Origin of the sequence: Burkholderia oklahomensis C6786 (assembly GCF_000959365.1) — a bacterium.
Taxonomy (GTDB): Bacteria; Pseudomonadota; Gammaproteobacteria; order Burkholderiales; family Burkholderiaceae; genus Burkholderia; species Burkholderia oklahomensis.
The window spans coordinates 878,946-892,990 of sequence record NZ_CP009555.1 but is presented as its reverse complement, the minus strand read 5'-3'; the positions used below and the strand labels follow the sequence as shown (position 1 = coordinate 892,990).

12 protein-coding genes are annotated in these 14,045 nt (G+C 69.5%); 6 read left to right on the top strand and 6 right to left on the bottom strand.

The genetic code is table 11. The annotated features are described in order from the left end of the window. Positions 1–267: 267 nt before the first annotated feature. Positions 268–1,641: a nucleobase:cation symporter-2 family protein gene (locus BG90_RS03995; RefSeq protein ID WP_010114229.1), complete on the bottom strand. Its 1,374-nt coding sequence runs from the start codon at positions 1,639–1,641 to the stop codon at positions 268–270. A 399-nt stretch (positions 1,642–2,040) separates the two neighbouring features. Between BG90_RS03995 and BG90_RS03990 the strand changes: the two genes are divergently transcribed. Then, positions 2,041–3,465, top strand: coding sequence for a xylulokinase (locus tag BG90_RS03990; protein ID WP_045568055.1), 1,425 nt, complete (start codon positions 2,041–2,043; stop codon positions 3,463–3,465). 183 nt (positions 3,466–3,648) lie between these two features. Here BG90_RS03990 and BG90_RS03985 read toward each other — a convergent pair whose 3' ends face one another. Beyond that, positions 3,649–4,683 (bottom strand): GlxA family transcriptional regulator, encoded by a 1,035-nt coding sequence (locus BG90_RS03985; protein WP_010101943.1) that lies wholly within the window; start codon positions 4,681–4,683, stop codon positions 3,649–3,651. Between the two features lie 546 nt (positions 4,684–5,229). On the opposite strand from BG90_RS03985, the gene BG90_RS03980 reads away from it, so the two are divergent. Together BG90_RS03980 and fghA are read left to right on the top strand one after the other, a co-directional pair. Beyond that, a complete protein-coding gene (locus BG90_RS03980) occupies positions 5,230–6,336 on the top strand; it encodes an S-(hydroxymethyl)glutathione dehydrogenase/class III alcohol dehydrogenase (protein WP_025989680.1) in 1,107 nt (368 codons plus the stop codon). Positions 6,337–6,352: 16 nt separating this feature from the next. Then, a complete protein-coding gene (gene fghA / locus BG90_RS03975) occupies positions 6,353–7,201 on the top strand; it encodes an S-formylglutathione hydrolase (RefSeq protein ID WP_010101946.1) in 849 nt (282 codons plus the stop codon). Positions 7,202–7,318: 117 nt separating this feature from the next. Here the strand turns inward: fghA and BG90_RS03970 are convergent, their stop codons facing one another. The 4 genes from BG90_RS03970 to BG90_RS03955 form a co-directional block, all read right to left on the bottom strand. Further along, positions 7,319–8,110: a metal ABC transporter permease gene (locus BG90_RS03970; protein WP_010101947.1), complete on the bottom strand. Its 792-nt coding sequence runs from the start codon at positions 8,108–8,110 to the stop codon at positions 7,319–7,321. Then, positions 8,103–8,981, bottom strand: coding sequence for an ABC transporter ATP-binding protein (locus tag BG90_RS03965; RefSeq protein WP_010114234.1), 879 nt, complete (start codon positions 8,979–8,981; stop codon positions 8,103–8,105). Before BG90_RS03965 ends, BG90_RS03970 begins: the two co-directional genes overlap by 8 nt. 16 nt (positions 8,982–8,997) lie before the next feature. Continuing rightward, positions 8,998–9,978: a metal ABC transporter solute-binding protein, Zn/Mn family gene (locus tag BG90_RS03960; RefSeq protein WP_010114235.1), complete on the bottom strand. Its 981-nt coding sequence runs from the start codon at positions 9,976–9,978 to the stop codon at positions 8,998–9,000. A 70-nt stretch (positions 9,979–10,048) separates the two neighbouring features. After that, entirely contained in the window at positions 10,049–10,513 is a 465-nt protein-coding gene (locus tag BG90_RS03955) for a Fur family transcriptional regulator (protein ID WP_010101957.1), read from the bottom strand. A gap of 285 nt (positions 10,514–10,798) precedes the next feature. Here BG90_RS03955 and BG90_RS03950 point away from each other — a divergent pair, with 285 nt between their 5' ends. From BG90_RS03950 to BG90_RS03940, 3 genes are all read left to right on the top strand, one after another. Beyond that, positions 10,799–11,575, top strand: coding sequence for an L-iditol 2-dehydrogenase (locus BG90_RS03950; RefSeq protein ID WP_010101960.1), 777 nt, complete (start codon positions 10,799–10,801; stop codon positions 11,573–11,575). A gap of 87 nt (positions 11,576–11,662) precedes the next feature. After that, positions 11,663–12,619, top strand: coding sequence for a sugar kinase (locus tag BG90_RS03945; protein WP_010101961.1), 957 nt, complete (start codon positions 11,663–11,665; stop codon positions 12,617–12,619). Continuing rightward, a complete protein-coding gene (locus tag BG90_RS03940; RefSeq protein ID WP_010114236.1) occupies positions 12,607–14,013 on the top strand; it encodes a D-tagatose-bisphosphate aldolase, class II, non-catalytic subunit in 1,407 nt (468 codons plus the stop codon). The genes BG90_RS03945 and BG90_RS03940 overlap by 13 nt, the downstream gene beginning before the upstream one ends. The last annotated feature ends 32 nt before the right edge of the window (positions 14,014–14,045 follow it).

The following is a 14,045-nucleotide window of genomic DNA, read 5'->3' as shown; positions in this document are numbered from 1 at the left end:
GTCGATTCGTTCGTCGCGCGCCGTGCGATCGGAAGCAGGTGCGTCGCATCGCGATGCATGAACAAAAACCCCGCGTTGTTCGGAACGCGGGGTTTTTTGTCTTCAGCGCAGCGGACGCGTCGAGAAACGGAATGTGCCGCGTGAAATGAGCCGCACCGAGGAGACCGGATCCGTGTCCGGTTTTGGGGCGGCCATTCGAAATGGCATTCGAAAAGAGGCGTTTTCGTTCGATCGACTGCGTGGCGGCGCGCGCCGCGCAGGCGCGGCTCAATGCAGGTCGACAGGCTGTCCGTCGAAGTCGCGGCCTGCGCGGCGGATGTCGCTGCGCGCGTCATTCTCGCCCTTCATGCCGTTGAACACGAGATTGAGCACGACGGCCGACACCGATGCGAGCAGGATCCCGCTGTGGAGGATCGGCGCGAGCGCGGCGGGCAGCTTCGAGAAGAAGTTCGGCGACACGACGGGCACGAGCCCGAGGCCGATGCTCACCGCGACGATGAACAGGTTGTGATGGTTGCGCACGAAGTCGACCTTCGACAGCACCTTCACGCCGTTCGCCGCGACCATCCCGAACATCACGATGCCCGCGCCGCCGAGCACGAACGGCGGCACCGACGCGACGAGCTGCGCCATCTTCGGAAAGAGCCCGAGCAGCACGAGGATCGCGCCGCCCGTCGCGCAGACGAAGCGGCTCTTCACGCCCGTCACGCCGATGAGCCCGACGTTCTGCGAGAACGACGTGTGCGGGAACGAGTTGAAGATGCCGCCGATCAGCGTGCCGAGCCCGTCGACGCGCAGCCCGCGCACGAGCGTGTCCTGATCGACGGGCCGCTCGACCATGTCGCCGACCGCGAGGAACATCCCGGTCGATTCGATGAACGTGACGAACATCACGATCACCATCGTCGCGATCGACAGCGGATCGAAGTGCGGGAGTCCGAAATGGAACGGCATCACGAAGCCGACCCACGGCGCGGCCGCGACGCCGTCGGTGTTCACGCGGCCCGTGGCGAACGCGATCGCGAAGCCCGCGACCATGCCGAGCAGCACCGAGATGTTCGCGATGAAGCCGCGGCCGAACTTGTTGATGAGGAGGATCAGCATCAGCACGAGGAGCGACAGGCCGAGATAGACCGGATCGCCGTAATTCGGATTGCCGACGCCGCCCGCCGCCCAGTTGATCCCGACTTCCATCAGCGACAGGCCGATCACGGAGATCACGGTGCCGACGACGACGGGCGGAAAGAACCGCAGCAGCTTGCCGATCATCGGCGCGAGCACGATGCCGATCGCGCCCGCCGCGATCGTCGAGCCGAAGATGTCGAGGATGCCGAGGCCGGGGTTCGTGCCGATCGCGATCATCGGGCCGACGGCCGCGAACGTGCAGCCCATGATGACGGGCAGGCGGATCCCGAAGAGCCAAACGCCGAGCGTCTGGATCAGCGTCGCAATCCCGCACGCGAACAGGTCCGCGCTGATCAGGAAGGCGATCTGGTCTTTCGGCAGCTTGAGCGCGCCGCCGACGATGAGCGGCACCGCGACGGCGCCGGCATACATGACGAGAACGTGTTGCAGCCCGAGCGTCAGCAGCTTGCCGGACGGCAGCACTTCATCGCACGGATGGACCGTGTTCGATTGCATCTGTCTCACTCCATGATCTTGTTTTGAAGATGATTCAACGTTATGCGCATCGACGAACCGCAACAAGAGCACTGGGTACTATTCCGTGCTTTGCTGCGTCGATATGCGCGCGGGACGTCTGTGAGCGATGCGTTCATCTCGGAGACCTGCGTGGCGAGTGGGTGTCGCGGTTTTATCGCCGGCCAAAATTGATCGGTCGACGTCGCCAAATATCGTCTGGTTTATGGTCTGTATCGACGGATCGGCATAGTGGCCGCGCGCGACGCGCGAAAATCGCGCCGGGTTAACCCGCGCGCAGCCGATTCGCGCGGGCATTCGGGCGGTGGACGCGGATTGCGTGAGCGCGGACAAGTGGGGCGGTTATCATCGGCGTCGGCTCATTCGAATCCATGTTTCGTTATGCGATTTCTCGGCATCGATCTGGGGACCGGTTCCCTGAAGCTCGCGATCGTCGGCGGCGACGGCCGCGTGTGCGCGTCGGCGGGCGCCGCGTACGCGGTCGCGACGCCGCAGCCCGGCTGGGCGGAGATCGACGTCGCCGCGTGGCGGCGTGCGCTCGCCGACGCCGCGCAGCGCTTGCCCGAACGCGAGCGCGCGCAGGTGCGGGCGATCGGCTTTTCCGGGCAGATGCACGGCGTCGTGCTGACCGACGCGTCCGGGCATGCGCTGCGGCCCGCGATGCTGTGGCCCGATGCGCGCGCGACCGCGCGCGTCGCGAGCTGGCCCGCGGCGTCCAATCCCGTGTCGCCCGGCATGGCGGGGCCGCTGCTCGCATGGCTCGCCGCGCATGAGCCCGACACGCTGCGCGCCGCGCGCTGGGCGCTGCAGCCGAAAGACTGGCTGCGCGTCGCGCTGGGCGGCGACGTCGCGAGCGATCCGTCCGATGCGTGCGCGACCGCGCTCGCGGGCCCGGACGGGGAATGGGACGATGCGCTGATCGAATCGCTCGGCTTGCCGCGCGCGCTGTTCGCGCCGGCATGCGCATCGGACGCGCAGTGCGGCACGCTGTCTGCCGATGCGGCGCGCGCGCTCGGCCTGCCCGCGGGCATCGCGCTCGCGACGGGCGCGGGCGACACGCCGTGCGCGGCGCTCGGCAGCGGCCTCGCGCACGACGGCGACGCGCTCCTGACGACCGGCACGGGCGGCCAGATCGTCGTGCTCACCGCGCAGGGCGCCGCGCCGCGCGCGGGCCTGCACCGTTATCGTGCGGCGGGCGGCGCGCGCTATTACACGATGGCCGCGATGCAGAACGTCGGGATCGCGCTCGAGTCGGCGCGCGGCTGGCTCGTCTATCCGGATTGGCGCGCCGCCTACGACGACGCGTTCGGCACGAACGCATCGCCGCAAATCAGCTTCCTGCCGTATCTGACGGGGGAGCGCTCGCCGTGGATGAATCCCGCCGCGAGAGGCGGCTGGCTCGGCTTGTCGCTCGGCGACTCGCGCGGCGCGCTGATGCGCGCGGCGTTCGAAGGTGTCGCGTTCGCGCTGCGCGCGGGGCTCGACGCGATCCGTGCCGACGGCTCGCCCGTGCGCGCGCTGCGGCTCGCGGGCGGCGGCTCGGTCGAGCCTCGCTGGCGGCAGTTGCTTGCCGATGCGCTCGACGCCGAGCTCTTCGCGGTCGACGGCGCGGACGCCGCCGCGCGCGGCGCGGCGCTGCTCGGCGGCGTCGCGGCGGGCCACTGGCGGGGAGCGGAGCTCGCCGCGCTCGCGCCGGGCGCGACCCGCGTCGCCGCGCCGACGCACGATGCCGCGCTTGCCGCGCGCCACGCGCGCTTCGTCGAACTGTATCGACGCACCGAAGCGTGGTTCGCGCCGGGCGCGTGAGGGGTTCCGTCGCGTCGGCGGGCGTCGATGCCGCTTCGAGCGGCGCGACGCGGATGTCGTCGTGAAAGCGATGTGTTCGCGACGCGAATCGCATCGCCGCGCCGCCGAACAGGGCGGTCGGATGCGGCGAAGCAGCGCGTTTCGCCGCGAGCCCGGCTGGAGGCCGCCCGCGCGGCCGACGCTTCAGTCCGCGTCGCCGCTCGCGGGCAGCTCGCGCACGCCGGTGCCGGAGAACCGTTCGCGATAGGCGCCGGGCGTCACGCCCAGGCGGCGCACGAACACGCGCCGCAGCTGATCGTCGGAATGAAATCCGCTGCGAACGGCGACGGTCTTGAGCGGCAGCTCCTCCTGCTCGAGCATTCGGCGCGCCTTTTCGAGCCGCGCGATTTCGATGAACTCGGCCGGACGATAGCCGGTTTCCCGCACGAAGACGCGGATGAAGTTGCGCTCGCTCATCGCGGCGCGCTTCGCGAGCTGCGCAACGCTCAAGCGCGCGTCCAGCGAATTCAGGATCCAGTCCTGAACGTCGCGAATGGACGAGTGAGCGGTCATCTGACTGGCCAGATACACGCTGAACTGCGACTGTCCGCCGGGGCGTTTCAGATAGATCACGAGATCGCGCGCGACGGCGAGCGCAATCTCGCGGCCGAGATCCTCTTCGACCATCGCGAGCGCGAGATCGAGGCCGGCCGTGACGCCCGCCGACGTCCACACGTTGCCTTCCCGCACGAAAATGGCGTCGGGCTCCACTTTTACCGCCGGATAGCGAACCTGCAACAGCGTGGCGACGCTCCAGTGCGTCGTCGCCCGGCGGCCGTCCAGCATCCCGGACTCGGCAAGAAAGAAGCAGCCGGAGCACAGCCCCACCATCCGGCCGATCCGGCCGGACACGTCGCGGCACCAGCCGGCGAGCATCGACGTGTCGCGCAGCGCGCGTTCGATGTCGCGCGCGCCGACGACGATCGCCGTGTCCGGCACGGCGAGGGTGTCGAGCGCCTTGGTCGCCTCGAGCACGATGAGGGTGTCGGACTTGACCGCGCCCTTCGCGGGCGCGGCGATCTGAAGATCGTAGACGGGCGCGTGTCCGGCGGCGGCGAGCCGCGCGTTCGCGTAATCGAACACGTTGATGACGCCGACGGCCTCGATTGCCTTGAATCCCGGATAGATCACGACATCGACGGTCGTCGTTCGATGTCGGGGGGGAATTTCCGCTGCCATGCCGTTTCACCATCGACTTGCCGAGACGGCGCCGATCTTAACCCACTTCGTCGATCCGGACGATTGCTCGCGCCGCGGGAGCGCGCCGCGGCGCGCGCGGTTGCCGTGGTCCGCGAGCGCCCCGGCGGCGCGGCCGTCCCCGGCGCGGAGCGTGCTTCGTCCTGCGCGCCTGCGCCGGCATTGCCGTCTCGCTTGCTTTTCCGGGCCGCTCGCGCACCGCGGCCGTTCGCGCCGCTGGCGAACGGCGGCGCGAACGGCAAGTTGGGGCACAATCACGGGCGGCACGTTCGTCCGCGGCGCGCGGGCGCGCGTGCTCCGGATGCGTCGGCGACGCCCGCCGTGCGTCGCGGGCATTCGGCCCCCGGACGTGTGCGCGCCCGGGCGGGAAGAACAGGCGGCGCCGGCGGAACGGCCATCGCGGCCGCCGCCGGGTCCTGACAACTTTCCGCCGATTCCTGCCAATTTCCTCGCCGCCGCCGCCGGGCCGGCCGTGCATGCGGATACACTTCGGGACACTCAACCCAGCTACTTCTCTGGAGATTACGCATGAAAACGAAAGCCGCGATTGCCTGGAAGGCGGGCGCACCGCTGACGATCGAAGAGGTCGATCTCGAAGGCCCGCGTGCAGGCGAGGTGCTGATCGAGGTGAAGGCGACGGGCATCTGCCACACGGACTACTACACGCTGTCCGGTGCGGATCCCGAAGGCATCTTCCCGGCGATCCTCGGCCACGAAGGCGCGGGCGTCGTCGTCGACGTCGGGCCGGGCGTCGGCACCGTGAGGAAGGGCGACCACGTGATTCCGCTCTACACGCCCGAATGCCGCGAGTGCAAGTTCTGCCTGTCGCGCAAGACCAACCTGTGCCAGAAGATCCGCGCGACGCAAGGCAAGGGCCTGATGCCCGACGCGACGTCGCGCTTCTCGGTCGGCGGCAAGCCGATCTTCCACTACATGGGCACGTCGACGTTCTCGAACTACATCGTGGTGCCGGAGATCGCGGTCGCGAAGGTGCGCGAGGACGCGCCGTTCGACAAGATCTGCTACATCGGCTGCGGCGTGACGACGGGCGTCGGCGCGGTCGTCTATTCGGCGAAGGTCGAGGCGGGCGCGAACGTCGTCGTGTTCGGTCTCGGCGGGATCGGGCTGAACGTGATCCAGGGCGCGAAGATGGTCGGCGCGGACAAGATCATCGGCGTCGATCTCAACCCGAAGCGCGTCGAGCTCGCGAAGAAGTTCGGGATGACGCACTTCGTCAATCCGAACGAGGTCGAGAACGTCGTCGATCACATCGTGCAGCTGACGGACGGCGGCGCGGACTACTCGTTCGAATGCATCGGCAACGTGAAGGTGATGCGCCAGGCGCTCGAATGCACGCACAAGGGCTGGGGCCAGTCGTTCATCATCGGCGTCGCGGCGGCGGGCGAGGAGATCAGCACGCGGCCGTTCCAGCTCGTGACGGGCCGCGAATGGAAGGGCTCGGCGTTCGGCGGCGCGCGCGGGCGCACCGACGTGCCGAAGATCGTCGACTGGTACATGGAAGGCAAGCTCAACATCGACGACCTGATCACGCACACGCTGCCGCTCGAGCGGATCAACGACGGCTTCGACCTGATGAAGAAGGGCGAGTCGATTCGCTCGGTCGTGCTGTACTGATCGCGAGGGAACGACGATGCTCGAACTCGTTTCGTCACACGCGTGCCACGGCGGCGAGCAGCGCTTCTATCGTCACGAATCGAAGACGATCGGACTGCCGATGAAGTTCTCGGTGTACGTGCCGCCGCAGGCGGCGCGCGGCCGCGTGCCGGCGCTGTTCTATCTGGCGGGGCTCACGTGCACCGAGGAGACGTTCGCGATCAAGGCGGGCGCGCAGCGCTTCGCCGCGCGGCATGGAATCGCGCTCGTCGCGCCCGACACGAGCCCGCGCGGCGCCGGCGTGCCGGGCGAGGCGGATGCGTGGGACTTCGGCGTCGGCGCGGGCTTCTACGTCGATGCGACGCAAGCGCCGTGGTCGACGCACTATCGGATGCACTCGTATGTGGTCGACGAACTGCGCGGGATCGTGACGGCCGAGCTGCCGATCGACGGCGCGCGGCTCGGCATCTTCGGTCATTCGATGGGCGGCCACGGTGCGCTCGTGCTCGCGCTGCGCAATCCGGGCGTGTATCGGTCGGTGTCGGCGTTCGCGCCGATCGCGGCGCCGACGCGCTGCCCGTGGGGCGAGAAGGCGTTCACCGGTTATCTGGGCGCCGATCGCGACGCGTGGAAGCAGTACGACGCAAGCGAACTGGTCGCGCGCGCGGACGCGAAGCACTTCGACGAAGGCATCCTGATCGATCAGGGGCTCGCCGACTCGTTCCTCCCGACGCAGCTGAACCCGGACGCGTTCGAGGCCGCATGCCGGGCGGCGGGGCAGCCGCTCACGCTGCGCCGTCACGAAGGCTACGATCACGGCTATTACTTCATCTCGACTTTCATCGCCGATCACATCGAGCATCACGCACGCGTGCTGTGCCGATGAGCATGCGATAGCGCGATCGCGAGAAGCGGCTCGGCAACGAAAAAAGCCCACACGGCTCTGGCGAGCGGTGCGGGCTTTTCTATCGGCCGATCGGAGCGTTTCGCGCGCCGCCGAGCATCATGCGCTGTGCCGCCTCCCGACGAGACTCGCGCCATAGACGAGCGCCGACAGCGCGGTGATCCAGAAGCTCGTCGGCCAGTCGGTGTAATACGCGAGCGTGATGCCGAGCCACGCTTCGCTAAGCGCGAACGCGGCGGCGAGCCAGACGCCCGTCGTGAGGCGCGTCGCGAGATTCTGCGCGGCGGCCGCGGGCCCGACGAGCAGCGTGAACACGAGCAGCACGCCGACGATCTGCGTGCATGCGGCGACGGCGAGCGCGCAGATCGACAGGAACAGGATCGACACGAGCCGCAGCGACACGCCTTTCGCTTCCGCGAGCTCCGGCTGCAGCGACGCGAAGAGGAGCGGCCGCGCGATCGCCGCGAGCGCGACGAGGCTCACCGCGCCGATCGCGACGAGCACGACGAGCGTCGCGTGGCTCACGCCGAGCACGTTGCCGAACAGGAGCGCCGTGACCTGCGTCGCGTAGCTCGTATAGAAATGCAGGAACAGCAGCCCGCAGCCGAGCGCGACCGACAGGATCACGCCGATCGCGACGTCTCGGCCCGCGAGCCGCTCGCCGAGCGCGCCCATGCCGATGCCGGCGGCGAGCGTGAAGCCGACCATTCCCCAGATCGGCGACACGCCGAGGAGCGCCGCGCCCGTCGCGCCGGTGAAGCCGACGTGCGACAGCGCATGGCCCGCGAACGTCTGCCCGCGCAGCACGAGGAAGTAGCCGACGATGCCCGCGAGCACGGCGACGATCCCCGCCGCCGCGAACGCATTGACCATGAATTCGTATTCAAACATCGTGTGAGTGTCCGGCGCCGTGCGAGTGGGCATGTCCATGGCCGTGCCCGTGTCCGTGAGCATGCTCGTGGTCGTGCTCGTCTTCGTGTCCGTGATCGTGCTTCTCGACTTCGACGTCGCCCGACATCACGAAGATGCGGCCGTTCACGCGCATCACGTCGATCGGCGAGCCGTAGAGGCGCGACAGCACGGGCTTCGTGATCACTTCGTCGACGGTGCCGAGCGCCGCGACGCCGTTGCCGAGATACAGCACGCGATCGAGCGCGTTCAGGAGCGGGTTGAGCTCGTGCGCGGAGAACAGCACGGTGATGCCGAGCTCGCGCTGCACGCGCCGCACGAGCTCGACGACGCCGCGCTGATGATTCGGATCGAGGCTGATGAGCGGCTCGTCGAGCAGCAGGAGCTTCGGCGCGCCGAGCAGGCATTGCGCGAGCAGCAGGCGCTGGCGCTCGCCGCCCGACAGCTCGGAAAGCGGTCGCTTCGCGAGGGCAGTCGCGCCGACGAGCTCGAGCACGCGGTCGACGTCGGCCGCGACCGAAGCGCTCGCGTGCGGCAGCCCCCAGCGATGGCCGTCCGCCGCCATCGCGACGAAGTCGTGGCCGCGCACGCGGCGTCCGGCGAGCGCGCTGCGGATCTGCGGCATGTAGCCGATCGCCGGATTGCCGCGCGCGACGGGCCTGCCCGCGACGCGGATCGCGCCGGATTCGGCCGGCACGAGGCCGAGCACCGCGCGCATCAGCGTCGTCTTGCCGGCGCCGTTCGGCCCGAGCACGCCGACGAATTCGCCCGCCTCGACGGCGAAGCTCACGTCGCGCAGGATCGTGCGGCCGCCGAGCGCGAGCGTCACGTGATCGAGTTCGAGCGCATGCATGGATCGGGTCATTTCGTTACGGACGTTGGCCGAGCGCCGCCGCGAGCGCGTCGAGCTGCGCGAGCATCCATTGCTGGAAGGTCTTGCCGGGGGGCTGCGTTTCGGTGACGCTCACGGTCGGCACGCGCGCATCCTGCGCGATCGTCAGCATCCGTTTCGTCATCGGCTCGACCGCCTGGCTGTTGTAGATCAGCACGCGCACCTGGCGCTTTCTCAGATCGTTCTCGAACGCGGCGATGTCGGCGGGGCTCGCCTCGGTGTCGTTCATCGTCGCGAGCTGGAAGCGCTGGTTGCGCATCTCGAGCCCGATCGCATCGGACATGTAGCCGAACACGGGCTCCGTCGCGGTCACGGGCACGCCCTTGTAGCGTGCGCGCAGCTCGGCGACCTTCGCGTCGATCGGCTTGATCGACGCGACGAACTTCGCGAGGTTCGCGTCGTACTCGGCCTTGTGCGCCGGATCGGCCGAGCCGAGCGCCGCGGCGAGCGCGCGCGCGGCGACGGGCATCGTCGCCGGGTCGTACCACAGGTGCGGGTTGTCGCCCGCCTTCTTGCCGACGAGCTCCGCGACGACGACCGCCTTGCGCTTCGTATTCTTCGACGCGGCGAGGAGCTTCGCCATCCACGGATCGTAGTCGGCGCCGTTGTAGATCACGAGATCCGCGCGCTGCAGCTCGCGCGCGACCTTCGGGCTCGCTTCGAACAGATGCGGATCCTGATCGGGATTGCTGAGAATGTCCGACACCGCGACGTGCGAGCCGCCGATCTGCCGCGCGACGTCGCCGTAGAAGTTTTCGGCGGCGACGATCTTGAGCGTCGCGTTCTGCGCAAACGCGGTGCCGGCGAGCGCGAGCGCGGCGATGCCGGCGGCGAGCGTGCGCAGCGCGCGCGACAGCCGTGGCGAGCGCGACGCAAGCAGCGAGCGCATCAGGCGCGCGGCGCGCGGCGAAGAGGCAGGCGCGCTCGGCGGCGCGTGCGTCGTGGCGGCAAAGGACATGCGGTCGATCCTCGATTCGGTTGACGGAATGAAAAGCCGGAGAAGGCAGCCGGAAAAGACGTCGAGCGGCTCAGCCGTGGTGCGCGTGCTTCGTCTTGCACTGTCCGCAGAGGCCCGTCAGCTCGACGACCTGCCGATGCACCTCGAAGCCGTGCGCGGGCGGGCTCGCCGAGAGCTGCTTCGCGAGATCGCCGCCGGGAATCTCGACGGTTTCGCCGCATTCCTCGCAGATCAGGAACTGCCCTTCGTGCGGCTTGCCGATCTCGCAGCACGCGATGAACGCGTTCTTCGATTCGATCCGGTGGATGAAGCCGTGCTCGACGAGAAACTCGAGCGCGCGGTAGACGGTCGTCGGCGGCACGCGGCCGCGCTGCGGCTCGAGCTCGGCGAGCAGATCGTACGCGCCGATCGGCCGGCCGGAGGCGAGCACGCGCTCGTAGACCTGCCGGCGCAGCGGCGTCCACGCGAGGCCGTGCTCGGCGGCGAACGCGTCGGCGCGGGAGAGGCGGGCGGCGAGGGAGTGGGTCGAGGCCATCGTGCGAACCGGTCGGACGGAAGATGGCGTGATGATATAACGTATCCGTCCGCGTTGCATCCTCGCGCCGCACACTCCGCCTGCAATCCCGTCTGTAGCCCTTGTCCCGCCTGAGCCGCCCGCATTCGCGATGCGGCGGCGCATCATCGAAAGACCGCTTTTCCGCCTTGACAGTGCCGGCTTCGTGGCCGATCATTCGTTCGCATTCAGAGCAAATGATCGATCTGCGAGCGAACGCTCGATTCGACGACCGGCGGCACGACGTATAACGAATCGGAGACACCAGTGAGACTGCAGGAGAAGGTCGCGATCCTGACGGGCGCGGCAAGCGGTATCGGCGAAGCGGTGGCGCGACGCTATCTGGAAGAGGGCGCGCTTTGCGTGCTCGTCGATCTGAAACCGGCCGACGGCTCGCTCGCGCGGCTCATCGACGCGCATCCCGGCCGCGCGATCGCCGTGCCGGCGGACGTCACGCGCCGCGACGACATCGCGCGCATCGTCGCCACGGCGGTCGAGCGCTTCGGCGGCGTCGACATCCTCTTCAACAACGCGGCGCTCTTCGACATGCGCCCGCTTCTCGACGAATCGTGGGACGTATTCGACCGCCTCTTCGCCGTCAACGTGAAGGGCATGTTCTTCCTGATGCAGGCGGTCGCGCAGCGGATGGTCGAGCAGGGGCGCGGCGGCAAGATCGTCAACATGTCGTCGCAGGCGGGCCGCCGCGGCGAGGCGCTCGTGTCGCACTACTGCGCGACGAAGGCCGCGGTGCTGAGCTACACGCAGTCGGCCGCGCTCGCGCTCGCGAAGCACCGGATCAACGTGAACGGCATCGCGCCCGGCGTCGTCGATACGCCGATGTGGGAGCAGGTCGACGCGCTGTTCGCGCGCTACGAGAACCGGCCGCTCGGCGAGAAGAAGCGGCTTGTCGGCGAAGCGGTGCCGCTCGGCAGAATGGGCGTGCCCGACGATCTCACCGGCGCCGCGCTGTTCCTCGCGTCGGCCGATGCCGACTACATCACTGCCCAGACGCTCAATGTCGACGGCGGCAACTGGATGAGCTGACATGAAACGGTTTCCACGCTTTCCTCGCCCGCTCCCTCTTGGGCGGGCTGTCAGCCCCCTCGGGGCGGCCCCGCGCGGGCTGACGTGATGGCCGCGATCGTCGCCGCGGGCGAGCTGCTCGCCGAATTCGTCGCCGTGCAGCGCGGCCAGGGCTTCGACGCGCCGGGCGAGTTCGCCGGCCCGTTTCCGAGCGGCGCGCCCGCGATCTTCGCCGATCAGGCGGCGCGCATGGGCGCGTCGGTCGCGTACGCGGGCTGCGTCGGGAAAGACGCGTTCGGCGACGCGATCGTCGCGCGGCTCGCGGGCCACGGCGTCGATGTCGCGCACGTCCGCCGCGCCGCGCGGCCGACCGGCATCGCGTGCGTCGCCTATCGCGCGGACGGCGGCCGGCAATTCGTATTCAGCATCGAAGGCAGCGCATCCGCGCTTCTCCAGCCGGCCGACGTCGATCCGTCGATGTTCGCGGGCTGCCGCTATTTCCACGTGATGGGCTCGTCGCTCACGAGCGAGAACGCGATCGCCGCGGTCAAGCGCGGCGTGGTCGAGGCGGCGCGCGTCGGCGCGAAGATCTCGTTCGATCCGAACGTGCGCGCCGAGATGCTCGCGTTCGCGCCGATGCGCTCGGCGCTCCACGAGATGCTCGATGCGTGCCACCTGTTCCTGCCGAGCGAGGCCGATCTGCCGTTCTTCTGCGGGCCGCAGCCGGCCGAGCGCGCGATCGCGGGGCTGCTCGCGACGCATCCGCTCCTCGAGCGCGTCGTGCTGAAGCGCGGCGCGGCGGGCAGCGCCGCGTTCGACCGCACGGGCAGCGTTGCCGCGCCCGCGTACGAAACCGCCGAAGTCGATCCGACCGGCGCGGGCGACTGCTTCGGCGGCACGTTCGTCGCGTGCCTGATCGCGGGGCTGCCGGTCGCGACCGCGCTCGCTCGCGCGAACGCGGCGGGCGCGCTCGCGGTGTCGCGCGTCGGGCCGATGGAGGGCAACAGCATGCCGGACGAAATCGATCGTTTTCTCGCCGAGCGGGGTGTGCGATGCGCGGCGTGAACACCGTCGTCGAGCGTCCGCGCGCGAGCGGCCACTCCGTGCAGATGCTGCGCGAGATCTTCGACGCGAACCGCGCGGGCCGCGCGAGCGGCATCTATTCGGTGTGCAGCGCGCATCGTCTCGTGCTCGAAGCGGCGTTCGAGGCGGCGCGCGCCGACGAATCGCCGCTGCTCGTCGAGGCGACCTGCAACCAGGTCAATCATCGCGGCGGCTATACCGGGATGACGCCCGCGGATTTCCGCCGCGACGTCGACGCGCTCGCGCGCGACGCGGGCTTTCCGGCGCAGGCGCTGATTCTCGGCGGCGATCACCTCGGCCCGAATCCGTGGCGGCACCTGTGCGCGCACGATGCGATGCGCGAGGCGCGGACGATGGTCGCCGCGTACGTCGCCGCCGGCTTCATGAAGATCCATCTCGACGCGAGCATGGCGTGCGCGGACGACGTCGCGCCGCTGTCCGGCGCGACGATCGCCGAGCGCGCGGCGCAGCTTTGCGCGGCCGCGGAAGAGGCGGCGGCCGCCGTGGGCGTGTCGCCCGTCTACGTGATCGGCACCGAAGTGCCGACGCCGGGCGGCGAGGTGAGCGTCGCGACGGCCGATAATTCGGACGACGCCGCCGAGCCGCAGGCGAGCGGCGCGGCGGCCGACGGCGGCGCGTTCGCGCAAATCGAAGTCACGCGCGCGGACAGCGTGAGCGCGACGCTCGCCGCGCATCGCGGCGCGTTCGCGCGGCACGGCTTGCGCGACGCGTGGTCGCGCGTGATCGCGATCGTCGCGCAGCCGGGCGTCGATTTCGACGATCGCCGCGTGCTCGACTACGATCCGGCGCGCGGGGCCGAGCTCGGCGCGAGCATCCTGCGCACGCCGCCGCTCGTGTTCGAAGCGCATTCGACCGATTATCAGACGGACGGCGCGCTCGCCGCGCTCGTGCGCGATCACTTCGCGATCCTGAAGGTCGGGCCGGCGCTCACCTTCGCGCTGCGCGAGGCGCTGTTCGCGCTGACCTACATCGAGGATGCGCTCTTCGACGACGCGTCCGAGCGCTCGCAACTGCGCGACGTGATCGACGCGGCGATGCGCGAGCGTCCCGAATACTGGGCGCCGTACTACCGCGGCGACGCGCTCGCGCAGCGGCTCGCGCGCCAGTTCAGCTACAGTGACCGGATTCGCTATTACTGGCTGCAGCCCGCCGTCGCGGCGGCGCTCGCGCGCCTCTTCGACAACCTCGCGCACCGCGCGCCGCCCGAGACGCTCGTCGCGCAGTGGCTGCCCGACGTGTATGCCGCATGCCGTCGCGGCGAGCTCGCGCGCGAGCCGGTCGCGTGGGTGCGCCACCGAATCCGGGACGTGATCTCGCGCTACGCGCGCGCGTGCGGGATGCAGCAAAGCGCTTGAAGCAGCCCGCCCGACGGGCGGCAAACACGATA